25 protein-coding genes, 3 tRNA genes and 1 pseudogene are annotated in these 25,943 nt (G+C 57.0%); 15 read left to right on the top strand and 14 right to left on the bottom strand.

Translation table 11 applies throughout. From position 1 onward, the window contains the following. Positions 1–235 precede the first annotated feature (235 nt). The 6 genes and pseudogenes from ACR0LF_RS03405 to cobA all read right to left on the bottom strand — a co-directional run. Positions 236–1,069 carry a ferredoxin--NADP reductase gene (locus ACR0LF_RS03405; RefSeq protein WP_480574961.1) on the bottom strand — a complete coding sequence of 278 codons (834 nt, stop codon included), beginning with the start codon at positions 1,067–1,069 and terminating at the stop codon, positions 236–238. Between the two features lie 108 nt (positions 1,070–1,177). Further along, on the bottom strand, positions 1,178–1,585 hold the full coding sequence (locus ACR0LF_RS03400; RefSeq protein WP_480574958.1) for a DUF934 domain-containing protein: 408 nt from the start codon (positions 1,583–1,585) through the stop codon (positions 1,178–1,180). Further along, positions 1,582–2,343, bottom strand: coding sequence for a phosphoadenylyl-sulfate reductase (locus ACR0LF_RS03395; RefSeq protein WP_480574955.1), 762 nt, complete (start codon positions 2,341–2,343; stop codon positions 1,582–1,584). The genes ACR0LF_RS03400 and ACR0LF_RS03395 overlap by 4 nt, the downstream gene beginning before the upstream one ends. Beyond that, positions 2,333–3,997, bottom strand: coding sequence for a nitrite/sulfite reductase (locus tag ACR0LF_RS03390; protein ID WP_480574952.1), 1,665 nt, complete (start codon positions 3,995–3,997; stop codon positions 2,333–2,335). The genes ACR0LF_RS03395 and ACR0LF_RS03390 overlap by 11 nt, the downstream gene beginning before the upstream one ends. A gap of 66 nt (positions 3,998–4,063) precedes the next feature. Further along, the gene (locus ACR0LF_RS03385; RefSeq protein WP_480574949.1) at positions 4,064–4,378 is read right to left on the bottom strand and encodes a DUF2849 domain-containing protein; all 315 of its coding nucleotides are present in this window, start codon (positions 4,376–4,378) and stop codon (positions 4,064–4,066) included. Continuing rightward, positions 4,378–5,124 (bottom strand): annotated as a pseudogene (gene cobA, locus ACR0LF_RS03380) (uroporphyrinogen-III C-methyltransferase); the annotation flags it as partial. The pseudogene cobA and the gene ACR0LF_RS03385, both read right to left, overlap by 1 nt. A 174-nt stretch (positions 5,125–5,298) precedes the next feature. On the opposite strand from cobA, the gene ACR0LF_RS03375 reads away from it, so the two are divergent. Continuing rightward, positions 5,299–5,781 carry an Lrp/AsnC family transcriptional regulator gene (locus tag ACR0LF_RS03375; RefSeq protein ID WP_480574946.1) on the top strand — a complete coding sequence of 161 codons (483 nt, stop codon included), beginning with the start codon at positions 5,299–5,301 and terminating at the stop codon, positions 5,779–5,781. Positions 5,782–5,919: 138 nt separating this feature from the next. On the opposite strand, the gene ACR0LF_RS03370 is transcribed toward ACR0LF_RS03375, so the two are convergent. Continuing rightward, the gene (locus tag ACR0LF_RS03370) at positions 5,920–7,101 is read right to left on the bottom strand and encodes a cytochrome P450 (protein ID WP_480574943.1); all 1,182 of its coding nucleotides are present in this window, start codon (positions 7,099–7,101) and stop codon (positions 5,920–5,922) included. A 47-nt stretch (positions 7,102–7,148) separates the two neighbouring features. Here ACR0LF_RS03370 and ACR0LF_RS03365 point away from each other — a divergent pair, with 47 nt between their 5' ends. From ACR0LF_RS03365 to ACR0LF_RS03335, 7 genes are all read left to right on the top strand, one after another. Further along, on the top strand, positions 7,149–8,882 hold the full coding sequence (locus ACR0LF_RS03365) for a sensor histidine kinase (RefSeq protein WP_480574940.1): 1,734 nt from the start codon (positions 7,149–7,151) through the stop codon (positions 8,880–8,882). Next, entirely contained in the window at positions 8,879–10,108 is a 1,230-nt protein-coding gene (locus ACR0LF_RS03360) for a sigma-54-dependent transcriptional regulator (protein WP_480574937.1), read from the top strand. Before ACR0LF_RS03365 ends, ACR0LF_RS03360 begins: the two co-directional genes overlap by 4 nt. A gap of 360 nt (positions 10,109–10,468) precedes the next feature. After that, entirely contained in the window at positions 10,469–11,470 is a 1,002-nt protein-coding gene (locus ACR0LF_RS03355) for a DctP family TRAP transporter solute-binding subunit (protein ID WP_480574934.1), read from the top strand. Between the two features lie 111 nt (positions 11,471–11,581). Next, positions 11,582–12,259, top strand: a complete 678-nt coding sequence (locus ACR0LF_RS03350) for a TRAP transporter small permease (RefSeq protein ID WP_480574931.1) — start codon at positions 11,582–11,584, stop codon at positions 12,257–12,259. Further along, positions 12,259–13,635, top strand: a complete 1,377-nt coding sequence (locus ACR0LF_RS03345; protein WP_480574928.1) for a TRAP transporter large permease — start codon at positions 12,259–12,261, stop codon at positions 13,633–13,635. The genes ACR0LF_RS03350 and ACR0LF_RS03345 overlap by 1 nt, the downstream gene beginning before the upstream one ends. Positions 13,636–13,788: 153 nt before the next feature. Continuing rightward, positions 13,789–14,100: a DMT family transporter gene (locus ACR0LF_RS03340; protein WP_480574925.1), complete on the top strand. Its 312-nt coding sequence runs from the start codon at positions 13,789–13,791 to the stop codon at positions 14,098–14,100. 64 nt (positions 14,101–14,164) lie between these two features. Beyond that, a complete protein-coding gene (locus ACR0LF_RS03335) occupies positions 14,165–14,611 on the top strand; it encodes a nucleoside deaminase (RefSeq protein WP_480574922.1) in 447 nt (148 codons plus the stop codon). 9 nt (positions 14,612–14,620) lie between these two features. Here ACR0LF_RS03335 and tpiA read toward each other — a convergent pair whose 3' ends face one another. Together tpiA and ACR0LF_RS03325 are read right to left on the bottom strand one after the other, a co-directional pair. Further along, on the bottom strand, positions 14,621–15,370 hold the full coding sequence (gene tpiA / locus ACR0LF_RS03330) for a triose-phosphate isomerase (protein ID WP_480574919.1): 750 nt from the start codon (positions 15,368–15,370) through the stop codon (positions 14,621–14,623). Positions 15,371–15,520: 150 nt separating this feature from the next. After that, entirely contained in the window at positions 15,521–15,886 is a 366-nt protein-coding gene (locus ACR0LF_RS03325) for a HesB/IscA family protein (RefSeq protein ID WP_480574916.1), read from the bottom strand. Between the two features lie 216 nt (positions 15,887–16,102). On the opposite strand from ACR0LF_RS03325, the gene ACR0LF_RS03320 reads away from it, so the two are divergent. Beyond that, the gene (locus ACR0LF_RS03320) at positions 16,103–16,444 is read left to right on the top strand and encodes a hypothetical protein (RefSeq protein WP_480574913.1); all 342 of its coding nucleotides are present in this window, start codon (positions 16,103–16,105) and stop codon (positions 16,442–16,444) included. Between the two features lie 224 nt (positions 16,445–16,668). On the opposite strand, the gene ACR0LF_RS03315 is transcribed toward ACR0LF_RS03320, so the two are convergent. The 3 genes from ACR0LF_RS03315 to ACR0LF_RS03305 all read right to left on the bottom strand — a co-directional run bounded on the left by ACR0LF_RS03315 (position 16,669) and on the right by ACR0LF_RS03305 (position 18,294). After that, positions 16,669–17,031 (bottom strand): SUF system Fe-S cluster assembly protein, encoded by a 363-nt coding sequence (locus ACR0LF_RS03315; RefSeq protein WP_209504059.1) that lies wholly within the window; start codon positions 17,029–17,031, stop codon positions 16,669–16,671. Positions 17,032–17,125: 94 nt separating this feature from the next. Then, positions 17,126–17,404: an NfeD family protein gene (locus ACR0LF_RS03310; RefSeq protein WP_480574910.1), complete on the bottom strand. Its 279-nt coding sequence runs from the start codon at positions 17,402–17,404 to the stop codon at positions 17,126–17,128. Next, entirely contained in the window at positions 17,404–18,294 is an 891-nt protein-coding gene (locus tag ACR0LF_RS03305) for an SPFH domain-containing protein (protein WP_480574907.1), read from the bottom strand. The genes ACR0LF_RS03310 and ACR0LF_RS03305 overlap by 1 nt, the downstream gene beginning before the upstream one ends. A 175-nt stretch (positions 18,295–18,469) precedes the next feature. On the opposite strand from ACR0LF_RS03305, the gene ACR0LF_RS03300 reads away from it, so the two are divergent. The 4 genes from ACR0LF_RS03300 (at position 18,470) to lon (ending at position 23,708) form a co-directional block, all read left to right on the top strand. Further along, complete coding sequence (locus tag ACR0LF_RS03300; protein ID WP_480574903.1) at positions 18,470–19,381, top strand: nucleoside hydrolase; 912 nt, start codon at positions 18,470–18,472, stop codon at positions 19,379–19,381. 64 nt (positions 19,382–19,445) lie between these two features. Continuing rightward, the gene (gene tgt, locus ACR0LF_RS03295) at positions 19,446–20,576 is read left to right on the top strand and encodes a tRNA guanosine(34) transglycosylase Tgt (RefSeq protein WP_480574900.1); all 1,131 of its coding nucleotides are present in this window, start codon (positions 19,446–19,448) and stop codon (positions 20,574–20,576) included. 92 nt (positions 20,577–20,668) lie between these two features. After that, positions 20,669–21,076 carry a DUF6636 domain-containing protein gene (locus tag ACR0LF_RS03290; RefSeq protein ID WP_480574897.1) on the top strand — a complete coding sequence of 136 codons (408 nt, stop codon included), beginning with the start codon at positions 20,669–20,671 and terminating at the stop codon, positions 21,074–21,076. 223 nt (positions 21,077–21,299) lie between these two features. Then, the gene (lon, locus tag ACR0LF_RS03285) at positions 21,300–23,708 is read left to right on the top strand and encodes an endopeptidase La (RefSeq protein WP_480574894.1); all 2,409 of its coding nucleotides are present in this window, start codon (positions 21,300–21,302) and stop codon (positions 23,706–23,708) included. Between the two features lie 51 nt (positions 23,709–23,759). Here the strand turns inward: lon and ACR0LF_RS03280 are convergent, their stop codons facing one another. Continuing rightward, entirely contained in the window at positions 23,760–25,346 is a 1,587-nt protein-coding gene (locus ACR0LF_RS03280) for an APC family permease (protein WP_480574891.1), read from the bottom strand. A gap of 111 nt (positions 25,347–25,457) precedes the next feature. After that, positions 25,458–25,532: transfer RNA gene (locus ACR0LF_RS03275), tRNA-Val, on the bottom strand. Positions 25,533–25,713: 181 nt separating this feature from the next. Between ACR0LF_RS03275 and ACR0LF_RS03270 the strand changes: the two genes are divergently transcribed. Then, a tRNA-Asp gene (locus ACR0LF_RS03270) sits at positions 25,714–25,790 on the top strand. A gap of 45 nt (positions 25,791–25,835) precedes the next feature. Continuing rightward, positions 25,836–25,912, top strand: a tRNA-Asp gene (locus ACR0LF_RS03265). The last annotated feature ends 31 nt before the right edge of the window (positions 25,913–25,943 follow it).

Raw genomic sequence — 25,943 nt, 5'->3', positions numbered from 1 at the left:
CTCGGGGGCACGGATTCTGTCATTTACGCGCGGGCCGGTTTCACGTTGAGGCGGCGCGTTGTGAGGTCTGCGAGCTATGGGTTCATTCCTTTGATAATTGCAGAATTTCGAGCCCGGAATTTAGACCGGGCAGGGCCGCACTTCAAGCGGCATAAGTGCCGGGCAGCATGAAAAACCATGTTTTGTGCGGTGTTTTTCGTGTTCGGGGCTGTAACGCCCCGAACACAGGGAGGATTCAGCCGACAAAAGCCTTTTCGATCACGAATTCCTTGGGATCGGAGTTTGCGCCTTCCCGCAGACCGAACTCTTCCAGAATTTCCTTGATGTCCAGGTTGAAGGCCAGCGAGCCGCAGACCATCGCACGGTCGGTTTCCGGCTGGATGCCGCCTTCGATTCCCAGATCGGCAAACACGGTGCCGTCTTTCAGCAGGTTCGTGATCCGACCCATCTTGGGGCTCTCTTCCCGCGTCGTGGTCGGGTAATAGCGGATCTTGTCGGCAAAGCCTTCTCCGATGAGTTCGGCCAGCATTTCATCCTGACGGATGTTTTCGATAAGCTGGCGGCCATACTCCAGTTCGGCCACTTCGCGGCAGGTATGGGTGATGATGACCTCGTCATAATCCTCATAGGTCTGCGGTTCACGCAGCAGCGAGGCGAAAGGCGCAAAGCCAGTGCCGGTAGCAAAGAACCACAGGCGTTTGCCGGGCAGCAGCGCGTCGTGTACCAGCGTGCCAACGGGCTTGGGCCGCAAAATGATCTGATCGCCAGCCTTGATGTGCTGCAGTTTCGAGGTCAACGGGCCGTCCTGCACCTTGATCGAGTAGAACTCCAGTTCTTCGTCCCACGCGGGTGAGGCAATGGAATAGGCGCGCAGCAGCGGTTTGCCGTTGTCACCCAGCAGGCCGATCATCACAAATTCGCCCGAGCGGAACCGCAAGGACGCGGGGCGGGTCACACGGAACGAGAACAGGCTGTCGGTCCAGTGTTTGACTTCTGTTACGGTCTGAGCGTCCGGCAGGACAGGGGCCTTTACGGCGGTTGCTTCGGTCACGGCTTTCATCTCTGTCATCGTTATCACTGTCGGTCAGGTGCGCCGACATCTCCGTTTAATCGTTGATCCAAGTCAGGAAAAGGGGACAGATTGCCCCCTTTACTTCACAAGCTGGCGATGGCGGTATCAGCCGCGCAGGCGGGCCTGATAGTTGTTATCTTTCCAATTGGCGCGGGCCAGCCACTGATCTTCGGGCTGGCGGTCCGCAAGGGCATGATCGATTTCGACCTCGTCAAACCCGCTGCGGCGGGCCATGGCGTACTGATCGGCCAATACGTGACCTTTGGCACGCAGGCGACCTGTGTAGCCTTTCAGGCGCAGCACGCGCGCAATGGTAAATCCGCGCCCATCGGCTGAGGATGGGAAGTCGACGCGGACCATCTGGGCGCTGCCCAACCGGTCGACCAGTTCATCCGGGTCGGTGTCTGACGCCACGTCCAGCGCCACTACATCATTGGCCGCGTCTTCCAGGGTGACAAAGCCATCAGTCCAGTCATCGGGCGAAAAGCCCTCATCCGTTACGATTACGTTCATGTTTTCTCTCCGGCGCGCACCATCTTGCCATCGACAAAATGGATGCCGCATTCTTCCTTGTCCTGATCGCGCCAGCGTCCGGCGCGGGGGTCTTCGCCTTCTTTGACCGGCGAGGTGCAGGGCGCACAACCGATCGAGGGGTAACCTTTGGCCACCAGCGGATGCCGGGGCAGGCGGTTTTCGTCCATATAGGCGCGCACATCCTCGGGCGCCCAGTGGGCCAGCGGGTTGACCTTGATCCGGCCGGTGCCGTCTTCGACTTCAAAGAAGTCGAGCGCGGCGCGGGTGCCGGACTGAAACCGTTTGCGCCCACTGATCCAGCCGCAATAGCCCACCAGCGCTTGCTGCAACGGGAAGGTCTTGCGCAGATTGCAGCACGCATCCGTATCCCGCAGGCGCAATGCGCCATAGGGGTCTTCCCGCTGAACGTCTTCCTCATCCGCGCGGATGATCTTGACGTTTTTCAGGCCCAGACGCTCGCTGACCTCCTGCTGATATTCCAGCGTTTCGGTGAACAGCATCTGAGTGTCCACGAACAGCACCGGGGTCATCTTGTCGACCACCGCAGCCATATGCAGCAACACCACCGATTCCGCACCGAAGCTCGACACGAGGGCAAGCTCGTCGATCTCTTCGATGGCGCCATGCATCACGTCATGGGCACTGTGGTGGCGGAACCGGGCGTTCAGCGCCTCGACCTTTTCGGTCAATTCGCGCCGGTCTGCACCCAGTTCCGTCTGGATCAGGTCAAGCGGCATTGGCCTGCGCCTCGGGGTAGAGCGCCGCCTTGAACGGTGCCATGCCTACGCGGCGATAGGTTTCCAGGAACGTTTCTTCGGCGCTGTCGCGCTGTTCCAGATAGGTGTCGACGATGCGCTCGACTGCGGGAACGATCTCATCATAGGCAAAGCCCGGCCCGGTGCGGTCGCCAATGGCCGCGGTCTCGGTGCCGTCACCACCCAGAGTAATCTGGTAGTTCTCGACGCCTGCACGATCCAGACCCAGGATGCCGATATGACCCACGTGGTGGTGTCCACATGCGTTGATGCAGCCCGAAATCTTGATCTTCAGGTGACCGATATCATGCTCCAGCTTCAGGTCTTCAAAGCGTGTCGCGATTTCCTGCGCAACCGGGATCGAGCGGGCTGTCGCCAGTGCGCAGTAGTCCATGCCGGGGCAGGCGATGATGTCGCTGATCAAGCCGATATTGGCAGTGGCCAACTCGTACTCTTTCAGCTTCGCGTGGATCGCGGGCAGGTCCGACTTGTGGACATGCGGCAGGATCACGTTCTGCTCGTGGCTTATGCGCAGCTCGTCATAGGCGAACTCTTCGGCCAGATCGGCCATAACGCGCATCTGCTCGGCAGTTGCATCACCCGGTGTCTGGCCGTGCTTCTTGATCGAGATCGTGACGATGGCATGATCTGCATTCTTGTGCGGCGCGATGTTGGTGTCGACCCACGAGCGGAAGACCGGATCATTGGTATAGGCGCTTTCAAACGAAGCGACCGAGGCTTCACGGAAGGCAGGAGCTGCGAAGTGGCCCTTGATCTCTTCCAACAGGTTCATATCCGCGCCTTTGAACTGCGGGCGGACCTTCAGGAAGCGCTCGTTCACCTTGGCGCGGATGGCGTCGATGCCGTGCTCATGCACGGTGATCTTGATGCGCGCCTTGTACTTGTTGTCGCGACGACCGATCTGGTTCCACACGGAAACGGTTGCTTCGAGGTAAGCCAGAAGATCGTCAAACGCGACGAATTCAGACAGTTCCTTGCCGATCATCGGGGTACGGCCCAGACCGCCACCAACGATAACGCGGGCACCCAGTACGCCATCACGCTCGACCAGTTGCAGGCCGATGTCATGCGCCTTGATCACGGCACGGTCGTTTTCCGAGCCGGTGATGGCGATCTTGAACTTGCGCGGCATGAACTGGAATTCCGGGTGGTCGGTCGACCACTGGCGCAGCAGTTCGGCATAGGGGCGGGGATCGGCGACCTCATCCGCGGCGGCACCGGCGAAATGGTCGGCGGTCACGTTGCGGATGGTGTTGCCCGAAGTCTGGATGGCGTGCATGCCAACCTCGGCCAGCGCGTCCAGCATGTCCGGCACGTCGTTCAGTTTCGGCCAGTTGTACTGGATGTTCTGGCGGGTGGTGAAATGGCCATAGCCTTTGTCCCACTTCTCGGCCAACAAAGCCAGCTGGCGCATTTGCGCGCTGGAAAGCGTGCCATAAGGGATTGCCACCCGCAGCATGTAGGCGTGCAATTGCAGGTACAGGCCGTTCATCAGGCGCAGAGGTTTGAATTCGTCTTCGGTCAGCGAGCCGTCGATGCGACGTTCGACCTGCGCACGGAACTGCGCGTTACGTTCTGCCAAAAATGCTGTGTCGAACTCGGAGTAGCGATACATGTTTAGCTGTCCTTAGTTGCAGCCCCGAACCGAGGGGCCTTGAAGGGGAGAGAGACGGGCCAGAGGTCAGGCCCGGGGCTGCGTTGGTGTTTCCTGTTTGCCATGGGCATAGTTGGACGGGCCGGTGCGGCGGAACTCTTCGCGGAAATGGGTGGGCTCGGGGCCGTTGTCGCCTGCAACGGCGTCAGCCAGATAGGCACCCACGATCTTGTTCGCCTGACGCGCGGCATCCAGCAGACGCACCTGGGCATGTGCTTCGTCCGTGATCAGTTCCGCTTCGGACAGATCACGCGACCAGCGGTCATCTTCGGTTTGATAAATAACGTCACCTTCCAGCAAATCGTTTGCGGTGACGACTTTGGGGGTAAAAGCGCGGGCCATCAGGCAAGCTCCTTGTTGAATTCGGTCACAGCCTGCGCCGCTTCACGCGGGGCAAGACCATAGAAAGTCAGGGCCGGGCCGTCCATTTCGGCAGAGGCCAGATCGGTGGGCAACTGGTCCAGCGTGGTGGCCAGAATGCGTTGGTCAGGGCGCGAGGCGTTCTCGACCAGCGTGACAAGCGTGTTGCGATCCGCGCCGTGCATGATCAGGCGACCCTGGATGAAACGAGCGGATTTCTTGCCCATGTAGATCGCAGCGACCGAACCGGCGCGCGCCAGAGCGTTCCAGTCGTGGTCGGCAAACCCTTTCATGTCATGCCCGGTCAGGAACCGCACCGACGAGTTGCGGCCACGACGGGTCAGGCTTTGGCCAATGCCTGCAACAGCAGCTGATGCAGCCGTGATCCCGGGGATGATCTGCCACGAGATACCGGCGGCCTCGACGGCCTCAATCTCTTCGTCCAGACGACCAAAAACGGTGGGGTCGCCTGATTTCAGGCGCACCACACGATTGCCCTTGAGGGCATAGTCCACCAAAAGCGCGTCTATATCGGTTTGTTGCCACGACGGGCCGAACCCCGCTTTGCCGACATCGACCAGCACGGCGCTTTGCCCGGCCAGATCAAGCACGGGCGCGCTGATGAGGCGATCGTGCAATACGACATTCGCCCGTTCAAACGCTTTCAGCGCCTTGAGCGTCAGCAGTTCCGGGTCGCCGGGGCCGGCGCCGACGAAATCGACATGCCCTTTGGGGCTGACTGGTTGAACATCCTGCATCGGATCGTCTCGGGTGTGGTTTGACTTGACCTGCAATATAGGAAATATTCCCACCAAAGCGCCATATGGCTGCTCAAATAAGAACAAACGTTCCAATTTTATGCGAAAGTGGAACGGAGGTCTCGAATTGGAAGGAAAATTGGAATGTCGGTGCGGATAGATGACACGGATCGGAAAATTCTGGCCGAGCTGCAGCGCGATGCGGGTCAATCTCTGGACGAAATAGCGGCCCGTGTAGGCAGTTCAAAGACGCCTGTCTGGAATCGAATCCGCAAGCTAAAGGGTGCTAGAATTATCGGCCAGCAAACAGTTCTGCTGGATGCTGAGGCTCTGGGATTCGAGGCAACGTTCTTTGTTCTGATCCGAACCTCGGAACATGAGGCGGACTGGCAGCGTAAATTCCTGAAAGCACTGCAAGATCATCCCGAAGTGCAAGAGGCGCATCGGCTGGCGGGCGATATCGACTATATACTGAAAGTCAGGGTCAAAAACGCGCGCGCCTATGACGAGTTTTATCAATCTCTGATCTCGGAAGTTCGAGTACACAATGTTACGGCCCTTCTTTCCATGGAAGAGATCAAGTCTACGACAATGTTGCCGCTGAGCGCTTTGGCGGATGGGTCGTAAATTGGGGCTCTGCCCCCGCCGCCCGTTCCGGGCGTCTCCCCCGGGATACTTTTAGCCAGATGAAGCAGGGGATCCGCTTTTCATCTGGCCATAAATATCCCCGCCGGAGGCATCGCGCGTTCGCGCGATTTGCAGGTTTCAGATTTGTACCATCAACTCGCTGAGTCCGTGAAAATGGTAACTGTTTGAATAGGCTGGTTGCGCCGCCAGCTTAAGGTTTGGGTAGCGGTCGAACAGGATCGGTAATGCGACGCGCATTTCCAGACGCGCCAAGGGCGCGCCGACGCAGAAGTGAATTCCGCCTCCAAAGCTCGTATTGATTTCGATCGGACGGCTGGGCTGGAAGCTGTTCGGCTCCTCCCAAATGGCAGGGTCGCGATTGGCCGCCCCCAGCAGCAGTGCCACCTGATCCCCTCGTTTGAACGAATGTCCGAATAGATCGACATCCTCATAGGCGTAGCGGGTGAACATGTGCAAAGGCGGGTCGTAGCGCAGAATTTCTTCGAGTGTTGCGTCGATACTGTCGGGTGTCAGTATGTCGGGCGTGGTATTTGTCTCTAGGAGCGTTTTAACTCCGTTTCCCAATGAATGCACTGTCGCTTCGTGACCGGCGTTCAGCAGTAGGATGCAGGTTGCAACCAACTCGTCGAGCGACAGTTTCTCGCCTTCTTCTTCGGCACTGATCAATCGAGTTATCAGATCATCACGCGGATTACTGCGTCGTAGCTCAATGTATCCCTGCAGAAACTCGGTGAACTCCAGGGATGATTTGGCGGCCTTGTCTTCGGTCTCTCGCGTGCGGTTGGCCTGGTACATAGCGACCATGTCATGAGACCATTGCAACAGGTCGGGGGCCATCGCCTCGGGGACGCCGAGAAGCCGACAGATCGTGATCACCGGGACCTGCGTGCAATATGCATTCAATAGGTCGAAAGGGGTTCGAGGGAACTCATTGATAAGGTCATAGCAAAGGCTTTCGATGGAAGGTTGCAGTGCAGAAATGGCCCGCGATGTGAACGCCCTCATGACCAACGACCGAAGGCGGGTGTGACGTGGAGGTTCAGCTTCAAGCAGTGAATGGACTTCGACCGCCAGCCAGGGCGCCAGATGGGCGGGGCCGCTCTCGGAAAGCTCAGGGGGAACTTCTCGTCCAAACCTGCGGTCCTTAAACAGGGCGCGAACGGCCGGGTATGAAACCGCAGCGACCATACCGTAATCTTGCCAATAGATCAGATCACCCGCGTTTCGGGTCTGATCGTAAAACGGGTATGGGTTCTGAACGAATTCCGGGTCCGTCGGTGATTGCAGGAATGACTTCATGCGTGGCACACTTGCCATGCGGCGCATTGAATGCAAGACCCTTATCCATGCAAAGGTTTTGGTTCATCGCCGGTTTCATGTTCGCTGTTGGGCTACTCTCGGCTGCCGTTTGGTCCTACGCTTATCGGCAAGCGCTTTTTCAACTGAGCGAAAAGGCCGAGGCCGACCTTGAACTGGCGGCTGACCGCCTCAGCACGCAAATGCAAGTGTATCAAGAGCTTGCGGTATTGATGGCGACACATCCCATTCTGTTTGAGCTGAATACACAGGCCGAATTGCGTAAAGCTCAGGCGATGCTGCTGGACATCGCGGACAAGACGGCGGCCGACAACATGATGTACCTGGATACGAATGGCAAAGTCTTGGTATCGGCGCAGCCGGTGTCTCAGCGAAATATGGCGGAGCATCCCGCTTTCAGACGTGCGATGCAGGGCGCCCTGGGCAATGCGCATGAGGTTGTTCCTTCAAGCGAGGATAGGATCTACTCCTACGCCGCGCCAGCCTTCAGCCCGTCTGGACAGATCGAAGGCGCGTTGATGGTCGTGGCTGACGTGCAAGACGTTGAGCAGACCTGGCGTGGCAGTACCGAGGCGGTTTTCTTTGTCGATTCAGATGGTGTTGTCTTCATTTCAAACAGGTCGGATCTGCTGTTCTGGCACCGCGCAGACGGTGAGGCAGGGCTAACGCCGCCGGACGGAACGACCGTTGATTTCGCGTCGACGCAAGTCGGGGGGCACGAGCTGTGGCAATTGAATTGGGGTCGCTACCTGCCTCGTGATGCCCTGCATCTTACCCTTGATTTGCCGGTCATCGATATGACTGCTGAAGTTTTGGTAGACGTGGCTCCGGCGTTGCAACTTGCCAGGCTTCAGGCGGCGGCTGTCGCTGCGATCTGTTTGGCCTTCGGTGCGATGCTTTTTCTTGCCACGGAACGGCGCAGGACATTGGCAGAGGCCAATGCAGTTCTGGAAAGCCGTGTGGCCAAGCGTACTCACGACCTGACAGTTGCAAACGCCAGCTTACGTAAGGAAGTGACCGAGCGGGAGGAAGCCGAAGCGGCGCTGCGGCGGGCGCAGGCGGATCTGGTGCAGGCGGGGAAACTCAGTGCGTTGGGGCAAATGTCGGCAGGGATCAGTCATGAGCTGAACCAGCCACTTATGGCGATCCGGCAATTTGCAGATAACGGCTCAGCCTTCATGGCGCGTGGAAAACCCGAGAAGGCGTCAGAGAATCTGGGCCGTATCTCCGAAATGGCGGCGCGGATGGCGCGGATCATCAAGAACCTACGGGCCTTTGCCCGCAACGAAAGCGAGCCGATGGGACGGGTCGATCTGGTTCAGGTTCTCAACACTGCTGTTGAACTGACCGAAGCCCGTCTGCGAGATGATAGTGTGACTTTGCACTGGATGCCTCCGAATGGTGCAAAATATGTTTGGGGGGGCGAAGTGCGCTTGGTTCAGGTTTTTGTGAATCTGATCAACAATGCGGCCGATGCAATGTTGGGACGACCCAAACGGACCATAACCATCACGTTGTGCGAAGATGCGCGGTTGAGCGTTTCTGTGCAGGATACAGGCCCGGGCATTGAAGACCCCGATCGGATGTTCGAGCCTTTCTATTCTACGAAAAGCGTCGGGTCCTCCGAAGGTTTGGGGCTGGGGCTTTCGATTTCGTATGGGCTGGTTCAGAGCTTTGGCGGTGATATTCGGGGGTCGAACACCGCGGACGGGGCCATGTTTACCGTCGAACTGGAACCTTGTGAAAAAGAAGAGGCAGCGTGATGCGCAAGGTTTTGTTGGTCGATGATGATGCCGCAGTTCGTGAGGCTCTGTCGCAAACTCTGGAATTGGCGGATTACGTACCCACCACAGCAGGGTCCTTTGTGGCCGCCAAGGATCATATCCGCCCTGATTTCCCCGGTGTCATCATCTCGGACATCCGAATGCCGGGGCGGGACGGATTCCACTTGTTGGCTTATGCGCAGGAAATCGATCCTGATTTGCCGGTTGTTCTTTTAACGGGCGAGGGCGACATCCCCATGGCTGTCGAGGCCATGGGCAAGGGGGCTTTCGATTTTCTGGAAAAGCCCTGCGCGGCGTCGGACCTGCTGGATGTGCTTGACCGTGCCTTTGCTGCCCGTTCGCAGATTTTGGAGCAAAGAGTGCTGAAATCTGAGCTGGAGCGCGGAGACCCCGCCGCGCGTTTGCTGTTCGGCTTGTCACCACAGGCCGAGGCGCTGCGGGAGCGGGTTCGGACCGTCGCACCGACAGGGGCTGAGGTGCTTGTGACCGGACCTCCGGGCAGTGGGATATCAAAGGTGGCTGAGGTTGTGCATCTGATGTCACCGGCAGGGCAGGGACCTTTTGTCAAACGTCCTGCATCCAGCCTCAATCCCGATGACTTGGCCAAAAGCTGCGAGGACGCCGCGGGAGGGTCGTTGTTTCTGGATGAGGTTTCGGCCATGCCACAGGCCACACAATTTGCAGCCCTGGAGCTTATCGAGCATGGTCCGGGCGGACGCATCATTGCTGGAACGACTGCTGATCTGTCTGCGCTGAGTTCCGAAGGTCGGTTTAATGCGGATCTGTTCTACAGGCTGGATGTGATGCGCGTACGTATTCCTTCACTGGCGGAACGTCCGGACGATATACCAGTGATTTTCCGCCACTACGTGGCACAGGCGGCGGAACAGGCCGGGATCGCGGCGCCAGAAATTTCATCCGAGCATCTTGCGTCTCTGATGGCGAGTGATTGGCCAGGGAATGCGCGTTCCCTGATGTCAGCCGCCATGCGCTTTGTTTTAGGGATGCCAGAGGAAGTTGCGCAGGTAGCAGATCTCGGCCTGAGCGAACAGATGGCGCGGGTGGAACGATCACTTCTGATTGCGGCGCTTGGGCGGCATAATGGCAAAGCAGCTGATGCTGCGAAGGCGCTGAAACTTCCGCGCAAGACCTTCTATGACAAGCTGGCGCGCTATCAGATTCGGGCTGAAGATTACCGCCGGTAAGGGCAGGCTCCCGCCACCTTTTTCCGCATTATCATGCGACTAAAGCTGTTGGGCTAGGCAGTTCGCTGAAGCGGACTGCGGTTGCACACATGTTGTTTCGTTTGATTTGATTCGCGAATTGTGCGGATTCTCGCACAACTCAGAGCATTGCTGTGCGGATTTCCGCACGCGGTATTTCAGGTATGTCGACTGCACATTTAAAAGAGAAATTAAGACTCAGTAAATAAAGAAAAAATTTAAAAACAGGAAGTCGGAAAACAAAATGTTGAGCGGTGCGCGTTGATTCGTTTCACTTCGCGTCATCCGATGCCGAACTGGCGTCGAAGGACAGTCTCTAGGAAGTCTGGGAGGAAAAGACAGATGAAATTCCTGACAACGGCCGCAACCGCGCTGGCGCTTACAGTCACCGCAACTGCAGGTATGGCAGCCTGCGACGATGGTGAGATCGTCGTTAAATTCGCGCACGTGACCAACACCGACAAACACCCCAAAGGCATCGCCGCATCGCTGCTGGAACAGCGCGTCAATGACGAGATGAACGGCGTGATGTGTATGGAGGTTTATCCCAACTCGACCCTATATAACGACGACAAAGTGCTTGAGGCGATGCTGCAGGGCGACGTGCAACTTGCCGCGCCGTCGCTGTCAAAGTTCGAGAAGTTCACCAAGCAGTTCCGTCTGTTCGACCTGCCGTTCATGTTCAAGAATATCGATACTGTGGACGCGTTTCAGGCCTCGGCCGATGGTCAGGCGATGAAAGACAGCATGCAGCGTCGGGGCCTGCAAGGGTTGGCGTTCTGGCACAATGGCATGAAGCAGATGTCAGCCAACAAGCCTCTGGAAGACCCATCCGATGCAAATGGCCTGAAGTTCCGCGTGCAATCCTCGGACGTGCTGGTGGCACAGATGGAAGCCATCGGTGGCAGCCCGCAGAAAATGGCGTTCTCGGAAGTTTACGGTGCGCTGCAGCAGGGCGTTGTGGACGGGCAGGAGAACACCTGGTCGAATATCTACGGCAAGAAGTTCTTCGAGGTGCAGGACGGTATCACCGAAACCAACCACGGCATCATCGACTATCTGGTCGTGACCTCGGTGGACTGGCTGGACAGCCTTGATCCTGCCGTGCGTGACCAGTTCCTGACCATTCTGGGCGAAGTGACGGAAACCCGAAACAAGGAAGCTTTTGCGGTGAACGAAGCGGCCAAAGCCTCAATCACTGACGCGGGTGGCATCATTCGTGAGTTGAACCCGGAACAGCGTCAAGCCTGGGTTGATGCGATGAAGCCCGTCTGGGACCAGTTCGCAGGTGACGTAGGGCAGGACAAGATCGACGCCGCTCAGGCGATCAACGCCGGGTTCTGATCCGGATAGGCCGCGCGTCCGGGGACTGGGGAGTTATCGACGCGCAGGCCGGGCGGGCCGAACACGGCCCGCCTCAATCCATCTCATCAATAAAATTGTGGGGACAGAAAGATGTCTGGTGCGCATTCCGGCCAAGGCGGGCTGGTCGACCATATCGAAGAGACCATGATCGCGCTGCTGTTAGGCTTGATGACGGTCGTGACATTCGCCAACGTGATCGCAAGATATTTCTTTAACTCCAACATCCTGTGGGCGCTTGAGCTGACGGTGTTCATGTTCGGTTGGCTTGTGCTTCTGGGTGCGTCTTATGCCGTGAAGAAGCACGCTCATCTGGGTGTTGATGCGATCCTGAACATGCTGGCGCCTGCACCAAGACGGGTATTGGCCCTGATTTCTGTGGCCTGCTGCCTGGTGTTTTCGCTGCTGCTGCTGAAAGGCTCGTACGACTATTGGGCCGTGTTCGCCGACTTGCCGCCCACTTCCGGCCGTTGGTTCCCAACCGGGTTCAATTTCGATGCGCGCAGTCAAAGCTTTTACGAGGTGGACGATATCCCCATGATCGCTCCGCTACGGTTTTTGGAAGGGCTGATCAACTATGGCGAGGGCTATGAAAAACTGCCCAAGGTTGTGCCCTATCTGGTGTTGCCTGTGTCGATGCTGCTGCTGGTGATCCGTTTTGCGCAGGTCGCGGTACAAATCTGGCGTGGCGAGACCGACCGTCTTGTCGCCAGCCACGAAGTCGAGGACGAGATCGAAGAGGTCCGGGCTCAGCAAGGAGACCACAACTAATGGACGTCGTACTTCTTTTCTCGATGGTCATTGGCCTGTTGCTGATCGGTGTGCCGATCGCGGTAGCGCTTGGCCTCAGCTCGACCCTGTTCCTGCTGATCTATTCCGACAGTTCACTGGCTTCTGTCGCTGGCACCTTGTTTGAGGCGTTCGAGGGGCACTTTACCCTGCTTGCGATCCCGTTCTTCATCCTCGCGTCGTCCTTCATGACAACGGGCGGTGTGGCGCGGCGTATCATCCGGTTCTCGATTGCCTGCGTGGGGCATTTGCCCGGCGGTCTGGCGATTGCGGGCGTGTTTGCCTGTATGCTGTTCGCGGCACTTTCCGGGTCGTCTCCGGCCACTGTGGTCGCCATTGGTTCGATCGTTATCGCAGGGATGCGGCAGGTTGGGTATTCCAAGGAGTTCGCAGCTGGTGTGATCTGTAACGCGGGTACGCTGGGTATTCTGATCCCGCCGTCCATCGTGATGGTTGTTTATGCTGCGGCCGTTGAGGTTTCGGTTGGACGCATGTTCCTTGCAGGCGTCATTCCGGGTCTGATGGCGGGTCTGATGCTGATGATCACCATCTATGTCATGGCCAAGGTCAAGAACCTGCCCAAAGGCGAATGGAAGGGGTGGGGCGAGATCTTTACCTCGGCGCGCGAAGCCGGTTGGGGCCTGTTTCTGATCGTGATCATTCTGGGCGGCATCTACGGTGGTATTTTCACCCCGACCGAAGCCGCCGCTGTTGCTGCCGTCTATGCGTTCTTCATTGCCAGCTTTGTCTACAAGGACATGGGACCACTGAGCACGGAAGAGGGTCAACAGAACCTGCCCCTGCTGAAAAAGCCTTATGCGTTGGCCTCGGCGTTCTTTCACCCGGATACCAAGCACACGCTGTTCGAGGCGGGCAAACTGACGGTCACACTTCTGTTCGTGATCGCCAACGCGCTGATCCTGAAACACGTGCTGACGGATGAGCAAGTGCCGCAGCATATCGCAAGCGCCATGCTGTCGGCGGGGCTGGGACCGGTGACCTTCCTGATCGTGGTGAACGTGATCCTCCTGATCGGTGGTCAGTTCATGGAACCCTCGGGCCTGCTGGTGATCGTGGCACCTCTGGTGTTCCCGATTGCCATCGAGCTGGGCATCGATCCGATCCATTTGGGTATCATCATGGTGGTGAACATGGAAATCGGGATGATCACGCCTCCGGTCGGGCTGAACCTGTTCGTGACTTCGGGTGTGGCGGGTATGCCGATGATGGGCGTCGTCAAAGCCGCGTTGCCGTTCCTGGCCGTGCTCTTCGTCTTCCTGATCATGGTGACCTACATTCCGTGGATATCGACCTTCCTTCCCAACACCTTCATGGGGCCGGAAATCGTGACCAATTAGACGGTCTGACGATGAACAAAGCCGGGCAGTTTCAATTGCCCGGCTTTTGCATGTCTTGAACCCCGTCATCAGGTGCTTATCTGGGGTTCAGAGGACGACCTCCCCATTTCGGGACATCATTCGGGACGACCCGAACGGATACGAGGTTGTCCAATGCCCTGGATTCTTCTTCTTTTTGCTGGCTTGCTGGAAATTGTCTGGGCGGTTGCGATGAAGCAATCGGCGGGATTCACACGGCTTTGGCCCACCTCAGTCATGGGCCTGTCCATGATCGGGTCTTTCGGCCTGTTGGCGCTTGCGATGCGCGACCTGCCTTTGGGTACCGCCTACACGATCTGGACCGGGATCGGTGCTGTGGGGGCGTTCAGCGTGGGCATTCTGTTTTTGGGCGAAGCCCTGACGCCCATGCGGATTATGGCAGCGATACTGATCGTGACGGGCCTTGTCGTGATGAAGCTCGCCTGAGGCCCTCATTGACCAAACCTGTGCGCTTGGGCAGGGTTCAGAAACACATGAAACGGAGCCTGAAATGCTGACTGAGACCGACAAACGCCTGCTACGCGTGGCGTACCAAGAGGCCAAAGCCGGGTTTGAAGAGGGCGGTTGCCCCATCGGGTCAGTTCTAGCGCGGGGGGGCGAGGTTGTATCGCAAGGCCGCAATCAGCGTGTGCAGGGCGGAGACCCGATTGCCCATGGCGAAATGGATGCCCTGCGTAAAGCGGGACGTCAAAAAACCTATCGCGATACGGTCCTTTATACGTCGCTGTCGCCCTGCATGATGTGTTCCGGCACCATTGTTCAGTTCGGTATCCCACGCGTCGTGATAGGGGATACCCAAAACTTCGGCGGTAACGAAGATTTCCTGCGCGAACGCGGGGTCGAAGTTGTTGTTGCCGACGACCCCGACTGTATCGCGCTGATGCGTCGATTCATTGAAGAAAAACCCGAGCTATGGGCCGAAGATATTGCCGAATGAAGCCTGGTTTCAGGCGCTTTCCAACGCCCGAATGATGCCCGAGAAATCCGCAGACTTCAGGCTGGCCCCACCGACCAGAGCGCCATCGACATTCGAGACCGCGAAAATCTCTGCCGCGTTGCCGGGTTTGACGGATCCGCCATAAAGCAGGCGGACGGAGCGGCCCACGCCTTCGCCGAAACGACGCTCCAGCCGCGCGCGCATGAAGTCGTGAACCTCTCCGATCTCTTCCAGGGTGGGGACTTTGCCGGTGCCTATCGCCCAGATCGGCTCATACGCGACGATCAGGTTCTCACCGGTGGATTGATCCGGGATCGAGCCTGACATCTGACCGCCAATTATGTCGAGCGTATTTGCGGCCTCACGCTGTTCCAAACTTTCGCCGACACAAATGATCGCCTTCAGTCCGGCATCCATCGCCGCCCGGGCCTTGGCGCGAACGTCTTCGTCATGCTCGCCGTGATCAACACGGCGTTCGGAATGGCCCAGAATGACAGATGTCGCACCGGCATCCAGCAGCATTTCAGCACTGATATCGCCGGTATGCGCACCAGAGGTTGCCGCGTGGCAATCCTGTCCTCCAACCGCAATCGCCGTGCCCGCCACGGTACCTGCTGCGCGGCTGAGCAAAGTGGCGGGGGGGCAGATCAGGATATCGACCGAGGCTTCGGAGTGGTTTTGCGACAGTGTCTCAAGTTCACTCAGCGCTGCGCCGGTTCCGTTCATTTTCCAGTTTCCAGCCGCCAGCTTCCGCCGCATACCCGTATCTCCCTGATCGTTTGGTGATTTAAGGAAGCGGATAGCACTGTCGGCGCGATCTTACAATTCCACAGACAAGTCGAATTCCGACGCGCCAAGCATCGTTAGGGCGGTTAATCGCTTCCGAGAAATTGCAGTGAATAGCAAAACTTAGCTTTGCTGGGCTATGCTTTCGTCAAACTTGATCGATTCCCCGCAACCGCAGGCATCAACGACGTTCGGGTTCTTGAATTTGAAACCTGATTCCAGCAGCGACACTTCATAATCGATCTCGGTTCCGAACAGGAACATCTGTGCCATGGGCGCGATCATTACGCGCGCGCCGTCCTGTTCGACCACTTCGTCATGCGGATCGGCCTGATCTACATATTCCATGGTGTATTCCATGCCTGCGCAGCCGCCTTTCTTGACGCCAATGCGCAAACCAGCGTGGCCACCTGAGTTCATCAGGCGGGTGATCTGCTCTGCGGCTTTAGGCGTCATGCTCACAGCCTGTTTGCCGGGAATGCCGAACATGTAATTCTCCGTTTTCGCGCGTTACTCTCAATCTAAGGCCCAAGACCTCCGGGCTCAAGTCGGTGAGAGTAAAGAATGTGTTTTCACCGAAATTCGGCAAACACCGGAGCTTCAGAACAGCAAACTTGATTTGGTGTAGAAAGCAGGTTTAGCTTTGGGCGTGGGGTGCGCAGTGGCGTTTTCTGGATTGGTCTTTTGATGGGAAAGGTTAGTAAAATGAATGTCTTGCAGATGAATATTAATACGTCTTGGCGAACGGTTGCGGCTGTTACCGCATTAACTTGCGCCGTGGTTGTTTCTGCGCCGGCGGCGGCAGAAACCAAAGTGCATCCGGTTAATTGTGCCACTGCCGAGGGGGATTTGCGTGCCATTCAAGCCGAGAAGAAACACGCAGAGGATCGGCAGTTGGCAAGCGTTGCCGCAATCACTCCTGCCGGGGCGCTGCTCGGGTTGGTCACCGGGACCGAACACAAAAGGCTACAGATGCTTTCTGGCGACTACATCAAGCAATTGGACGCCAGAGCGGCAGAGATCAAAGAAACCTGCAATGTGAACTGACCTGCGATTTGCTACCTTCAAATGAAAAGGACCGCTCTCGGGCAAGAACGGTCCATATTCCAGAGCCAGGAATCGGGGGGGTCATAGCGTACCTGACCCTTGGCACGGCATCCACCAATGCCAGCCACAGGCCTTGTCCCGCAGTATTGTGACACGCGCTGTACGATTGGGTAACGGAATTACCAATGTTTTATGACATTTAGGGCGCGAGAAGCGAACGAAGGCTACATAAAGCCCAATTCCAGGCGCGCTTCGTCAGACATCATCTCCATGCCCCAGGGCGGTTCCCAGGTCAGTTCAACGTCAACCTCTTTGACGCCTGCAACGGGCTCAATGGCTTCCATGATCCAGCCGGGCATATCGCCCGCCACCGGACAACCAGGAGCCGTGAGCGTCATGATGACCTTCACTGCGTTGTCGGTAGAGATGTCGATCGTGTAGATTAGGCCAAGGTCATAGATATTGACTGGGATTTCCGGGTCATAGACCGTGCGACACGCCTCAACCACGGGTTCGTACAGCGGGTGTTCGATCGTTGACGGCGCAATCAGTGGGGTGCCTTCAAACTGTTCGCTCGGGTGAGTCATCTTTGCCTCGGGTCAGTTGCCTGACTGATTATATAGGGAATAGCCGCAACAGCGTCCAGTGGCGGAGTGGCGCTCGGACGAGCGCCACGTGGATTCAGTCATTGATGTCATGCTTGAAAGTTTTGACCTGACCATGTGGCAGGGCAAAAAGTTTGCGCAGGACAAGCCAAGCGATCAGTGACAGCACTGCAAAGACCAGCGCAAGGACAGGCAATGACGGCGCTAGGCCGGGAACGATCAGGATCAGACCTGTGATTGCTGCCCCGATGGCAAAGCCCAGAAAGATGAAACCGGGCAGTACGATTTCAAGGATCCCCAGGGCCAGCGCGGCGGCCAGCCAGATCCACCAGGTCAGCCAGAAGGGATCAGCCATCATTTTCCTCCCTTGAGCATTTTGAACGCATCACCAAAGGCTTCAAGCGCGTTGGCGGGTACAACAATGGTCTGTTTGCCGGAACCGTTGCCCAGTGCATTAAGGGCCTCAACCTGCTTCAACGCAACCTGATACTGCGCGGCTTCGATGCCATTATCCTGAATGGCTTTGGCAACAACGCCGGTGGCGTAAGCTTCGGCCTCGGCCTGAATGCGTCGGGCTTTGGCGGTTTGTTCGGCCGCGTAAAGTTCGGCATCAGCCTGCAACTCGACGGCACGCTTCTGACCTTCGGCTTCGGTCACCTGCGCACGGCGGGCGCGCTCCGCGTTCAGCTGTTGCAACATGGCATCGCGGGTGGCCTGATCCAGATTCACATCCAGAATCTCGGCGCGGGTTACTTCGATGCCCCAGTCGTCAACGGCGGTTTCAACGCTTTCCTGAATGCGCGTGATCAGTTGCGCGCGGTTTGACTGCACTTCGTCCAGATCCATTTTGCCGATTTCGGCACGTACGATCCCCGCCACGGTGGTTGCAATCGCACCATCGACGTCACGGATTCGGTAAACAGTCTTTTCGGGCTCGAGAATGCGGTAAAAGACCGAGGTGTCGATCTGCACCAGCACGTTGTCCTTGGTGATCGCGTCTTGGGTCGCGTTCGGCAACTGGCGCTCGAGGATCGAGATTTTGTGGCGTGCAACGTCCAGAAACGGAACAATGAAGTTGATGCCGGGGCCAAGTACCGAATGCAGGCGTCCGAACCGTTCAACCACATATTTCTCGGATTGTGGCACGATCTTGATGCCTTTGAGAATAACGATAATCACCAGCACTGCGGCCAGCAGGTAAATGATGTTCGACGATATCAATCCGATAATCTGTTCTTCGGTCATTCTGTCCTCTTATTATTGTGTACTATGGTATACATATGGGGATTGAGTCGCCCGATTTCAACTCTGGTATGGAGGGAAAACCGCAGGATGCAAATGTTCCAATACAGGAATTCGGCGTTGATTTGTATCGCTGTGGCTCCTTTGCATCCCGGTTTGTTTGCGGTATCGGGCGGGCATGAAACTGATTATCGATACTGATCCCGGCATCGACGATGCCATGGCGATCGCTTATGCCGCTGCTGCGTCCGAATTTGACCTGATTGGTCTGACGACAGTGTTCGGAAACACGCATGTTCACCAATCCAGCCGCAATGCGCGGTTCCTGTTGGACAAGCTGGGCCTCGACCTGCCGGTTGCAGAAGGCGCGTCTTTCCCGCTGGGGGCAGATACCCATGCGCCCTCTGAACATGTGCACGGGCCCGAAGGCTTTGGCGATCTGACCGAGATACCCGAGATCGGAAAGAACCACGATCTGTCCGCGGCAGAGTTTCTGGTTGAGATGGCACAAGCGCATAAGGGAGAGTTGGTTGTTTGCGCGGTTGGACCGCTGACCAACATTGCCAACGCCATGCGGCTGGACCCGGAATTTGCCAATAATCTTGGTCAATTGGTGATCATGGGCGGTGCAGTGTATTGCCCGGGCAATATCACCGAACACGCCGAGGCAAACATCTATCACGATGCGCTTGCTGCCGAAGAAGTCTTTTCCGCTCCGCCCGAGACTGTTTTGGTTGGCTTGGATGTCACACTGAAAACGCTGTACGAAACTGCGGATTTCGAATCTCTGGCGCAGAGATCGCCCGACATGGGGTCTTTCCTGCGGGATATTTCGCGGTTCTATCTGAAATTCTACAAGGAAGTCGGCGGATTGGAGGGGTGCGGTCTGCACGATTCAACCGCCGTGATCGCCTGTTCGCATGGCACTATGTTCGACATGGTCGAAACGGGGTTGCGCGTTGTGACCGAGGGCGACCGGATGGGTGCGACACAACCTGACCCGACGCGTCCTGTGGTGCGTGTCTGTCGTGATGTGGACGGGGCAGGGGTCGTGCGCCTGTTTACCGAACGCGTCGCATCCTTGCCCTGACGGGTTGCAAAGACTGATCGGATCGGGCAAATCCTGCCCGGTTCGGCGATCCGAAGGCGATGACATGACCCAGAAATTCTCATTTGAACTGAAGGCCAATGACGGCAAGGCCCGCACCGGTGTGATTAGAACGCCGCGTGGGGACGTTCGGACGCCGGCGTTTATGCCAGTGGGAACTGCGGCCACGGTCAAAGCGATGATGCCGGAAAGTGTTCGGGCCACCGGGGCGGATATCCTGCTGGGCAACACCTATCACTTGATGCTGCGTCCAACGGCAGAACGGATCGACCGTCTGGGCGGGTTGCACAAGTTCATGAACTGGGAGCGGCCCATTCTGACGGATTCGGGGGGCTTTCAGGTCATGTCGCTGGCCGGTCTTCGCAAGATGACCGAAAAGGGCGTGACCTTTAAATCTCATATCGATGGGTCAAAGCATGAGTTGACCCCTGAACGGTCAATGGAGATTCAGCGCCTGCTAGGTTCGGATATCGTCATGTGCTTCGACGAATGCCCTGCGCTTCCCGCAGACCGCGACCGCATCGCCGAGTCCATGCGGTTGTCGATGCGATGGGCAGAACGGTCTCGTGACGCGTTTGGGTATCGTCCGGGGCACGCCCTGTTTGGCATCATGCAAGGTGGTCTTGAACAGGACCTGCGCGAAGAAAGCGCAGAAGCTCTGAAATCCATTGGTTTCGAAGGGTATGCCGTTGGTGGTTTGGCCGTGGGCGAAGGGCAGGATGCCATGTTTGACTGCCTCGACTATGCCCCCGATTTCCTGCCCACCGATAAGCCGCGTTATCTGATGGGCGTTGGAAAGCCGGACGATATCGTCGGCGCCGTTGCGCGGGGCATTGACATGATGGATTGTGTTTTGCCTTCCAGATCGGGTCGCACCGGGCAGGTCTTTACCCGCCATGGCGTGGTGAACATCAAGAACGCGCGCCATGCGGACGACCCGCGCCCGCTGGATGAAAACTGCACATGTCCAGCCTGCTCGAATTATTCGCGCGCCTATCTGCACCATGTGTTCCGCGCCAACGAGATGATCTCGGGCATGTTGCTGACCTGGCACAACCTGCGTTACTTCCAGGAAATCATGCAGGGCATGCGCGAGGCGATTGCCGCAGGTACCTTTGACGCGTGGCAGGCCGAGTTCCACGCGCAGCGCGCGCAAGGCGATATCGAGCCCTTGTAATCCTCCCTCTCGGGTGACAATTGCGTGGCTTTCCGGTATTCTGGGGCCACTTCAAGCAATACTATTTTAGTTCGTGACCCGGAGAGTTTTTTATGTTTCGCCTTATTATCGGCGCAGCAATTTTCTGCGCGACACCTGCCATTTCAGACGTCTGGACCTTTGAAACCCCATCCGAAAACATTCAGTGTTCAGTGGGGGAAAGTGCGCAATCTTCAGATATCCAGTGCACGATCATAGAAAAATACGGCCCGCCCGCGTTGCCGCGCCCCGGAAATTGTCAATCTGATTGGGGGCATGATTTCCTGATGTTCGACACCGGCCCTGTGGAAATGCTGTGCCAGCCCTTGAGTCGAAACCGCGACGGTTGGGACCGTGCGGAATATGGTGTCACCGGTCAGTTTGGAGGGTTCACGTGCAGCTCTTCCAAGAAAGGCTTGGAATGTCGCAACCTTGACGGCCACGGTTTCTTCCTGTCGCGTGCGGTCCAACGGGTGTTTTGATCCTTGAATTGCGCGTTGCTTATGCAAGTTGCACGAAATTCAGTGGATATGTCTTCGGGACGTCTTGCAGTCCCGAAAACCTCGGTTCATGCTGACACACGATACACGGCGGTAAGGTTGAAAAAGGGCGATGAGGCCCCACCTTTATCGTCCAAGACAGGAGATGGCCGAATGTTGCCTCATTGAGGGACAAGTGCCGTCTTGCCAATGATAAGGATAGAGCATGCAAGAGCCTCTGAATTCCTCATACCCCGTCCTGCCGCTGCGCGACATCGTGGTGTTCCCGCACATGATCGTGCCGCTTTTTGTGGGCCGAGACAAATCGGTTCGCGCGCTGGAAGAGGTGATGCAGGATGACAAACAAATTCTGCTGTCCAGTCAGATTGATCCCGGCGTCGATGACCCGGATGAAGACGGTATTTATCAAGCCGGCGTTCTGGCCAACGTGCTGCAACTGCTGAAATTGCCTGACGGCACCGTGAAGGTGCTGGTCGAAGGGCAGGCGCGCGTTCAGATCACCGAGTTTCTTGAAAACGAAGAGTTTTTCGAAGCCCGCGCTGAGTATTTGACCGAAATTCCCGGTGACGTGACAACAACCGAAGCCTTGTTGCGGACCGTTGCGGACGAATTCGAGCGCTATGCCAAAGTTCGCAAGAACATCCCCGAGGAAGCTCTGACCGCTGTCGGAGAATCCACCGAGCCTGCCAAGCTGGCGGATTTGGTGTCGGGCCATCTGGGCATTGAGGTCGAGCAAAAGCAGGAATTGCTTGAGACGCTTTCTGTCAGCGAGCGGCTTGAGAAGGTCTATGGCCTGATGCAGGGCGAAATGTCGGTTCTGCAGGTCGAGAAAAAGATCAAGACCCGCGTCAAATCCCAGATGGAGAAGACCCAGCGAGAATATTATCTGAATGAGCAGATGAAGGCCATTCAGAAGGAACTTGGCGATGGCGAGGACGGCAGCAACGAGGTTGCCGAACTGGAAGCCAAGATCGCCGAGACCAAGCTGTCGAAAGAAGCGCTTGAAAAGGCTGAAGGCGAGCTGAAGAAGCTCAAGAACATGTCGCCGATGTCGGCCGAAGCAACCGTCGTACGCAACTATCTGGACTGGATTCTGTCGCTGCCATGGGGCACCAAATCCCGTGTCAAAAAAGACCTTGGCCGCGCGCAGGAAATTCTGGATGCCGATCACTATGGCCTTGAGAAGGTCAAGGAGCGGATCGTTGAGTATCTGGCGGTGCAGCAGCGCTCGAAAAAGCTGAAGGGTCCGATCCTGTGCCTGGTTGGCCCTCCGGGTGTGGGTAAGACCTCGCTGGGTAAATCCGTTGCCAAGGCCACGGGGCGCGAATTTATTCGCATCTCGCTGGGCGGCGTGCGCGACGAATCCGAGATCCGCGGCCACCGTCGGACCTATATCGGTTCGATGCCCGGCAAGATCATTCAGGCGCTGAAAAAGGCGAAAACCACGAACCCGCTTATCTTGCTCGACGAGATCGACAAGATGGGTCAGGACTTCCGTGGTGATCCGGCTTCGGCGATGCTTGAAGTGTTGGATCCGGAACAGAACAGCACGTTCATGGACCACTACCTTGAGGTCGAATATGACCTGTCCAACGTGATGTTCCTGACCACGTCGAACAGCTATAACATGCCTGGGCCTCTGCTGGATCGGATGGAGATCATCCCTCTGGCTGGTTACACCGAAGAGGAAAAGAGCGAGATCGCCAAGCAGCACCTGATCAGCAAGCAGGTCAAAAACCACGGTCTGAAAGCCAAGGAATTTGAACTGACCGATGAGGCGCTGCAAAAGATCATCCGCACCTACACCCGCGAGGCGGGCGTGCGGAACCTTGAACGGGAAATCGCCAAGGTGGCGCGGAAGTCGCTGACCAAGATCATCAAGAAAGAGGCCGAAACCGTCTCGGTAACGCCCGACAATCTGGATGAGTTCCTTGGCGTGCCCAAGTTCCGCTATGGTCTGGCCGAACAGGACGATCAGGTCGGTGTTGTCACCGGTCTGGCCTGGACCTCCGTGGGCGGCGACCTGTTGCATATCGAGGCGCTGAAACTGCCTGGCAAGGGTCGGATGAAAACCACTGGTAAGCTGGGCGATGTGATGAAGGAATCCATCGATGCGGCTTCGTCTTATGTGAGGTCGATCTCGCCTCAGATCGGGGTGAAGCCGCCGAAGTTCGACACGCTGGATATTCACGTCCACGTGCCGGATGGGGCGACACCGAAAGATGGTCCAAGCGCAGGCCTGGCGATGGTGACATCGATCGTTTCGGTTCTGACCGGCATTCCGGTGCGCAAGGACATCGCCATGACGGGCGAGGTCTCATTGCGCGGTAATGCGATGCCGATTGGCGGTTTGAAGGAAAAATTGCTGGCAGCCCTGCGTGGTGGCATCAAAACCGTCCTGATCCCGGAAGAGAACGAAAAGGATCTGGCCGAGATCCCGGACAACGTGAAAGAAGGGTTGGAGATCATTCCGGTCACACACGTCTCGGAAGTTCTTGAACAAGCGTTGGTGCGCAAGCCAGAGCCAATCGAATGGGATGAAGCAGCCGAAGAAGCTGCGGCAGCTGCTGCCGCTTCGGCCATATCCGCAGACGCGTCAGCTACCGCGCACTAGAAGTTGCGTAACACGAATCCGGGAAGAGGCAGAGCATTGCTCTGCCTTTTTTCATAGCCCTATGACGGGGCGCCTTGGATCAAGTATTTCTTCTTCCGCTATGTATTTCATAAATTTTTCGTCTGACAGCGCTGAACGTATAGCCAACACGAAGATGATCGCGGAAAACAAAATGCACAGCAGAATGTCCCACCCAAATGGGATCTGTTTCAAAGACCCCGTGCCGAATTGCCCGAGAAAGGAGATCAATCCAAGTCCCGCAAAATACGGCATCAGCCAAACGGCTTCGGTCAGATCCATTTCATCCAATCGCCCACGGAATCGGATGAGTAGCAAAATCTTCCCGACGATCAGAGCTATACCAAGGCGCCAGACGGTGTCCCATCCGCTCCAATAGACGATCAATGTTGCAATGGCGAAGGCCGTCAATGCCACCAGACGCACCGCCGGAATGCGGATCGACCGGGGTTGGTCCGGCAGCAGATCCCTCAGGCAGACAACGGCAATTGGGCCGACGGCGAAGGACAAAACGATAGCCGCTCCGTTAAGTGCAATGACGGTGGTAAACGGGACCGTCAGCAAGAACAGCGTTCCGATCAGAAAATTCAATGCCAGGGCCCAGACCGGGACACCGAACGAAGACAAGATTTGCAGCCGCTTTGGCAGAAAACCGTTCTGGGAAAGGGCGAGGGAAATCCGGGCATTCGACCCTGTCGCGACCAAACCGTTGCCAAAGGGGCCGACGACAGAACCAACATTCAGCAAGCTGAGGAACCAGACCAATCCAACGGACATGATTAGGGCGTCCAGGGGACCTTCTCCGCCAAAACTCAATTGCGCCCAGCCTTTGGACAGCAAGGCGGGGTCCAGCGCGCCGATGAAGGCCACCTGTAGGCCAAGGTAAATTGCGGCGCAAAGGATGATCGACAAGACCAGAGCGGCGGGAATCGCGAATTTCGGATTTCGCACTTCACCCGCCATATCAACCACATGGCGGAAGCCTATGAACGAGAAAATGACGCCTCCGGTCGAAACAGCAGCCATGATTCCCTGCAACCCGTAAGGGGCAAACCCATCCGGACGTGTGAAATTGTCGGCGTTAAATCGGTTGGCGATCAGCAATACAGACAGAACCACCGGAATGGCAATCTTGGCCCATGTCAGCGCCGCATTGACCCGCGTGAAAAATTTGACGCCAAGCGCGTTAACGGCAACGAATAGCAGCATGAATACGAGTGCGACAAAGACGCCGGCTCCGGTCAAATCGCCGGTGTCTGCGGCGTGCAGCCAGGGAGCGTAGGGGGCCAGATACTTCAGCATCGCCTCGACTTCGATGGGGGCGGTTGTGTTGTAACCGATCCAGGCGGTCCAACCCATGGCCATCGACACGATATTGCCATGCGAAAACTGCGGAACTCGAGCGATCCCGCCGGGAATGGGCAGCATGGCCGAAATTTCCGCAAATGTGATCGCGAGGATGAACATCGCACCTGCACCGATCAGCCACGAGAGGATGGCCGCAGGTCCGGCGTGCTGAACTGCCAGAAGGGGGCCGAACAACCAGCCTGAGCCGATGATTCCTCCAACCGAAATGAAGGTCAGCCCGATCAGACCGATGTCCCGCTTTAGCTCTGACATGATGACCTCTGACTTTGCAACCGGCTCAGGATTTGGCCGGTAAAGTACGATAGTCAACGAGATCTGGCGCTGGCAAGCCCCTCAATTTCAAGCGTAATCTGTATCTGAAAATGGTGGGTGATAAGAGATTTGAACTCCTGACATCTTCGATGTGAACGAAGCGCTCTACCACTGAGCTAATCACCCATGGGGCCGGGTGATATCGCGCCTGATCTACGGCTGCAAGGGAAATTGAACCCCTCGCGGGGTCGAAAATCCGGCTTGCGAACAAAATTCTGGAATCTGGCAAAAAACTTGAAAACGCAGCTTGACGCTGCCCGACCGTAGCCATAATACACCCAAACGTTCAGCAATGAACGTGCAGCGGGCGGTTGTAGCTCAGTTGGTTAGAGTACCGGCCTGTCACGCCGGGGGTCGCGGGTTCGAGCCCCGTCAACCGCGCCATCGCTGCACTCCTTGGTCCAGGGCAAAGGCCACGAAAATAGATGCGCGGTTGTAGCTCAGTTGGTTAGAGTACCGGCCTGTCACGCCGGGGGTCGCGGGTTCGAGCCCCGTCAACCGCGCCATTTCCCAAAAACACGATGAAAGTTCAACCTC

It is taken from the genome of Ruegeria sp. E8 (assembly GCF_056533985.1).
Note: the sequence above shows the minus strand (reverse complement) of the source record. Positions and strands in the feature narration are given on the sequence as shown.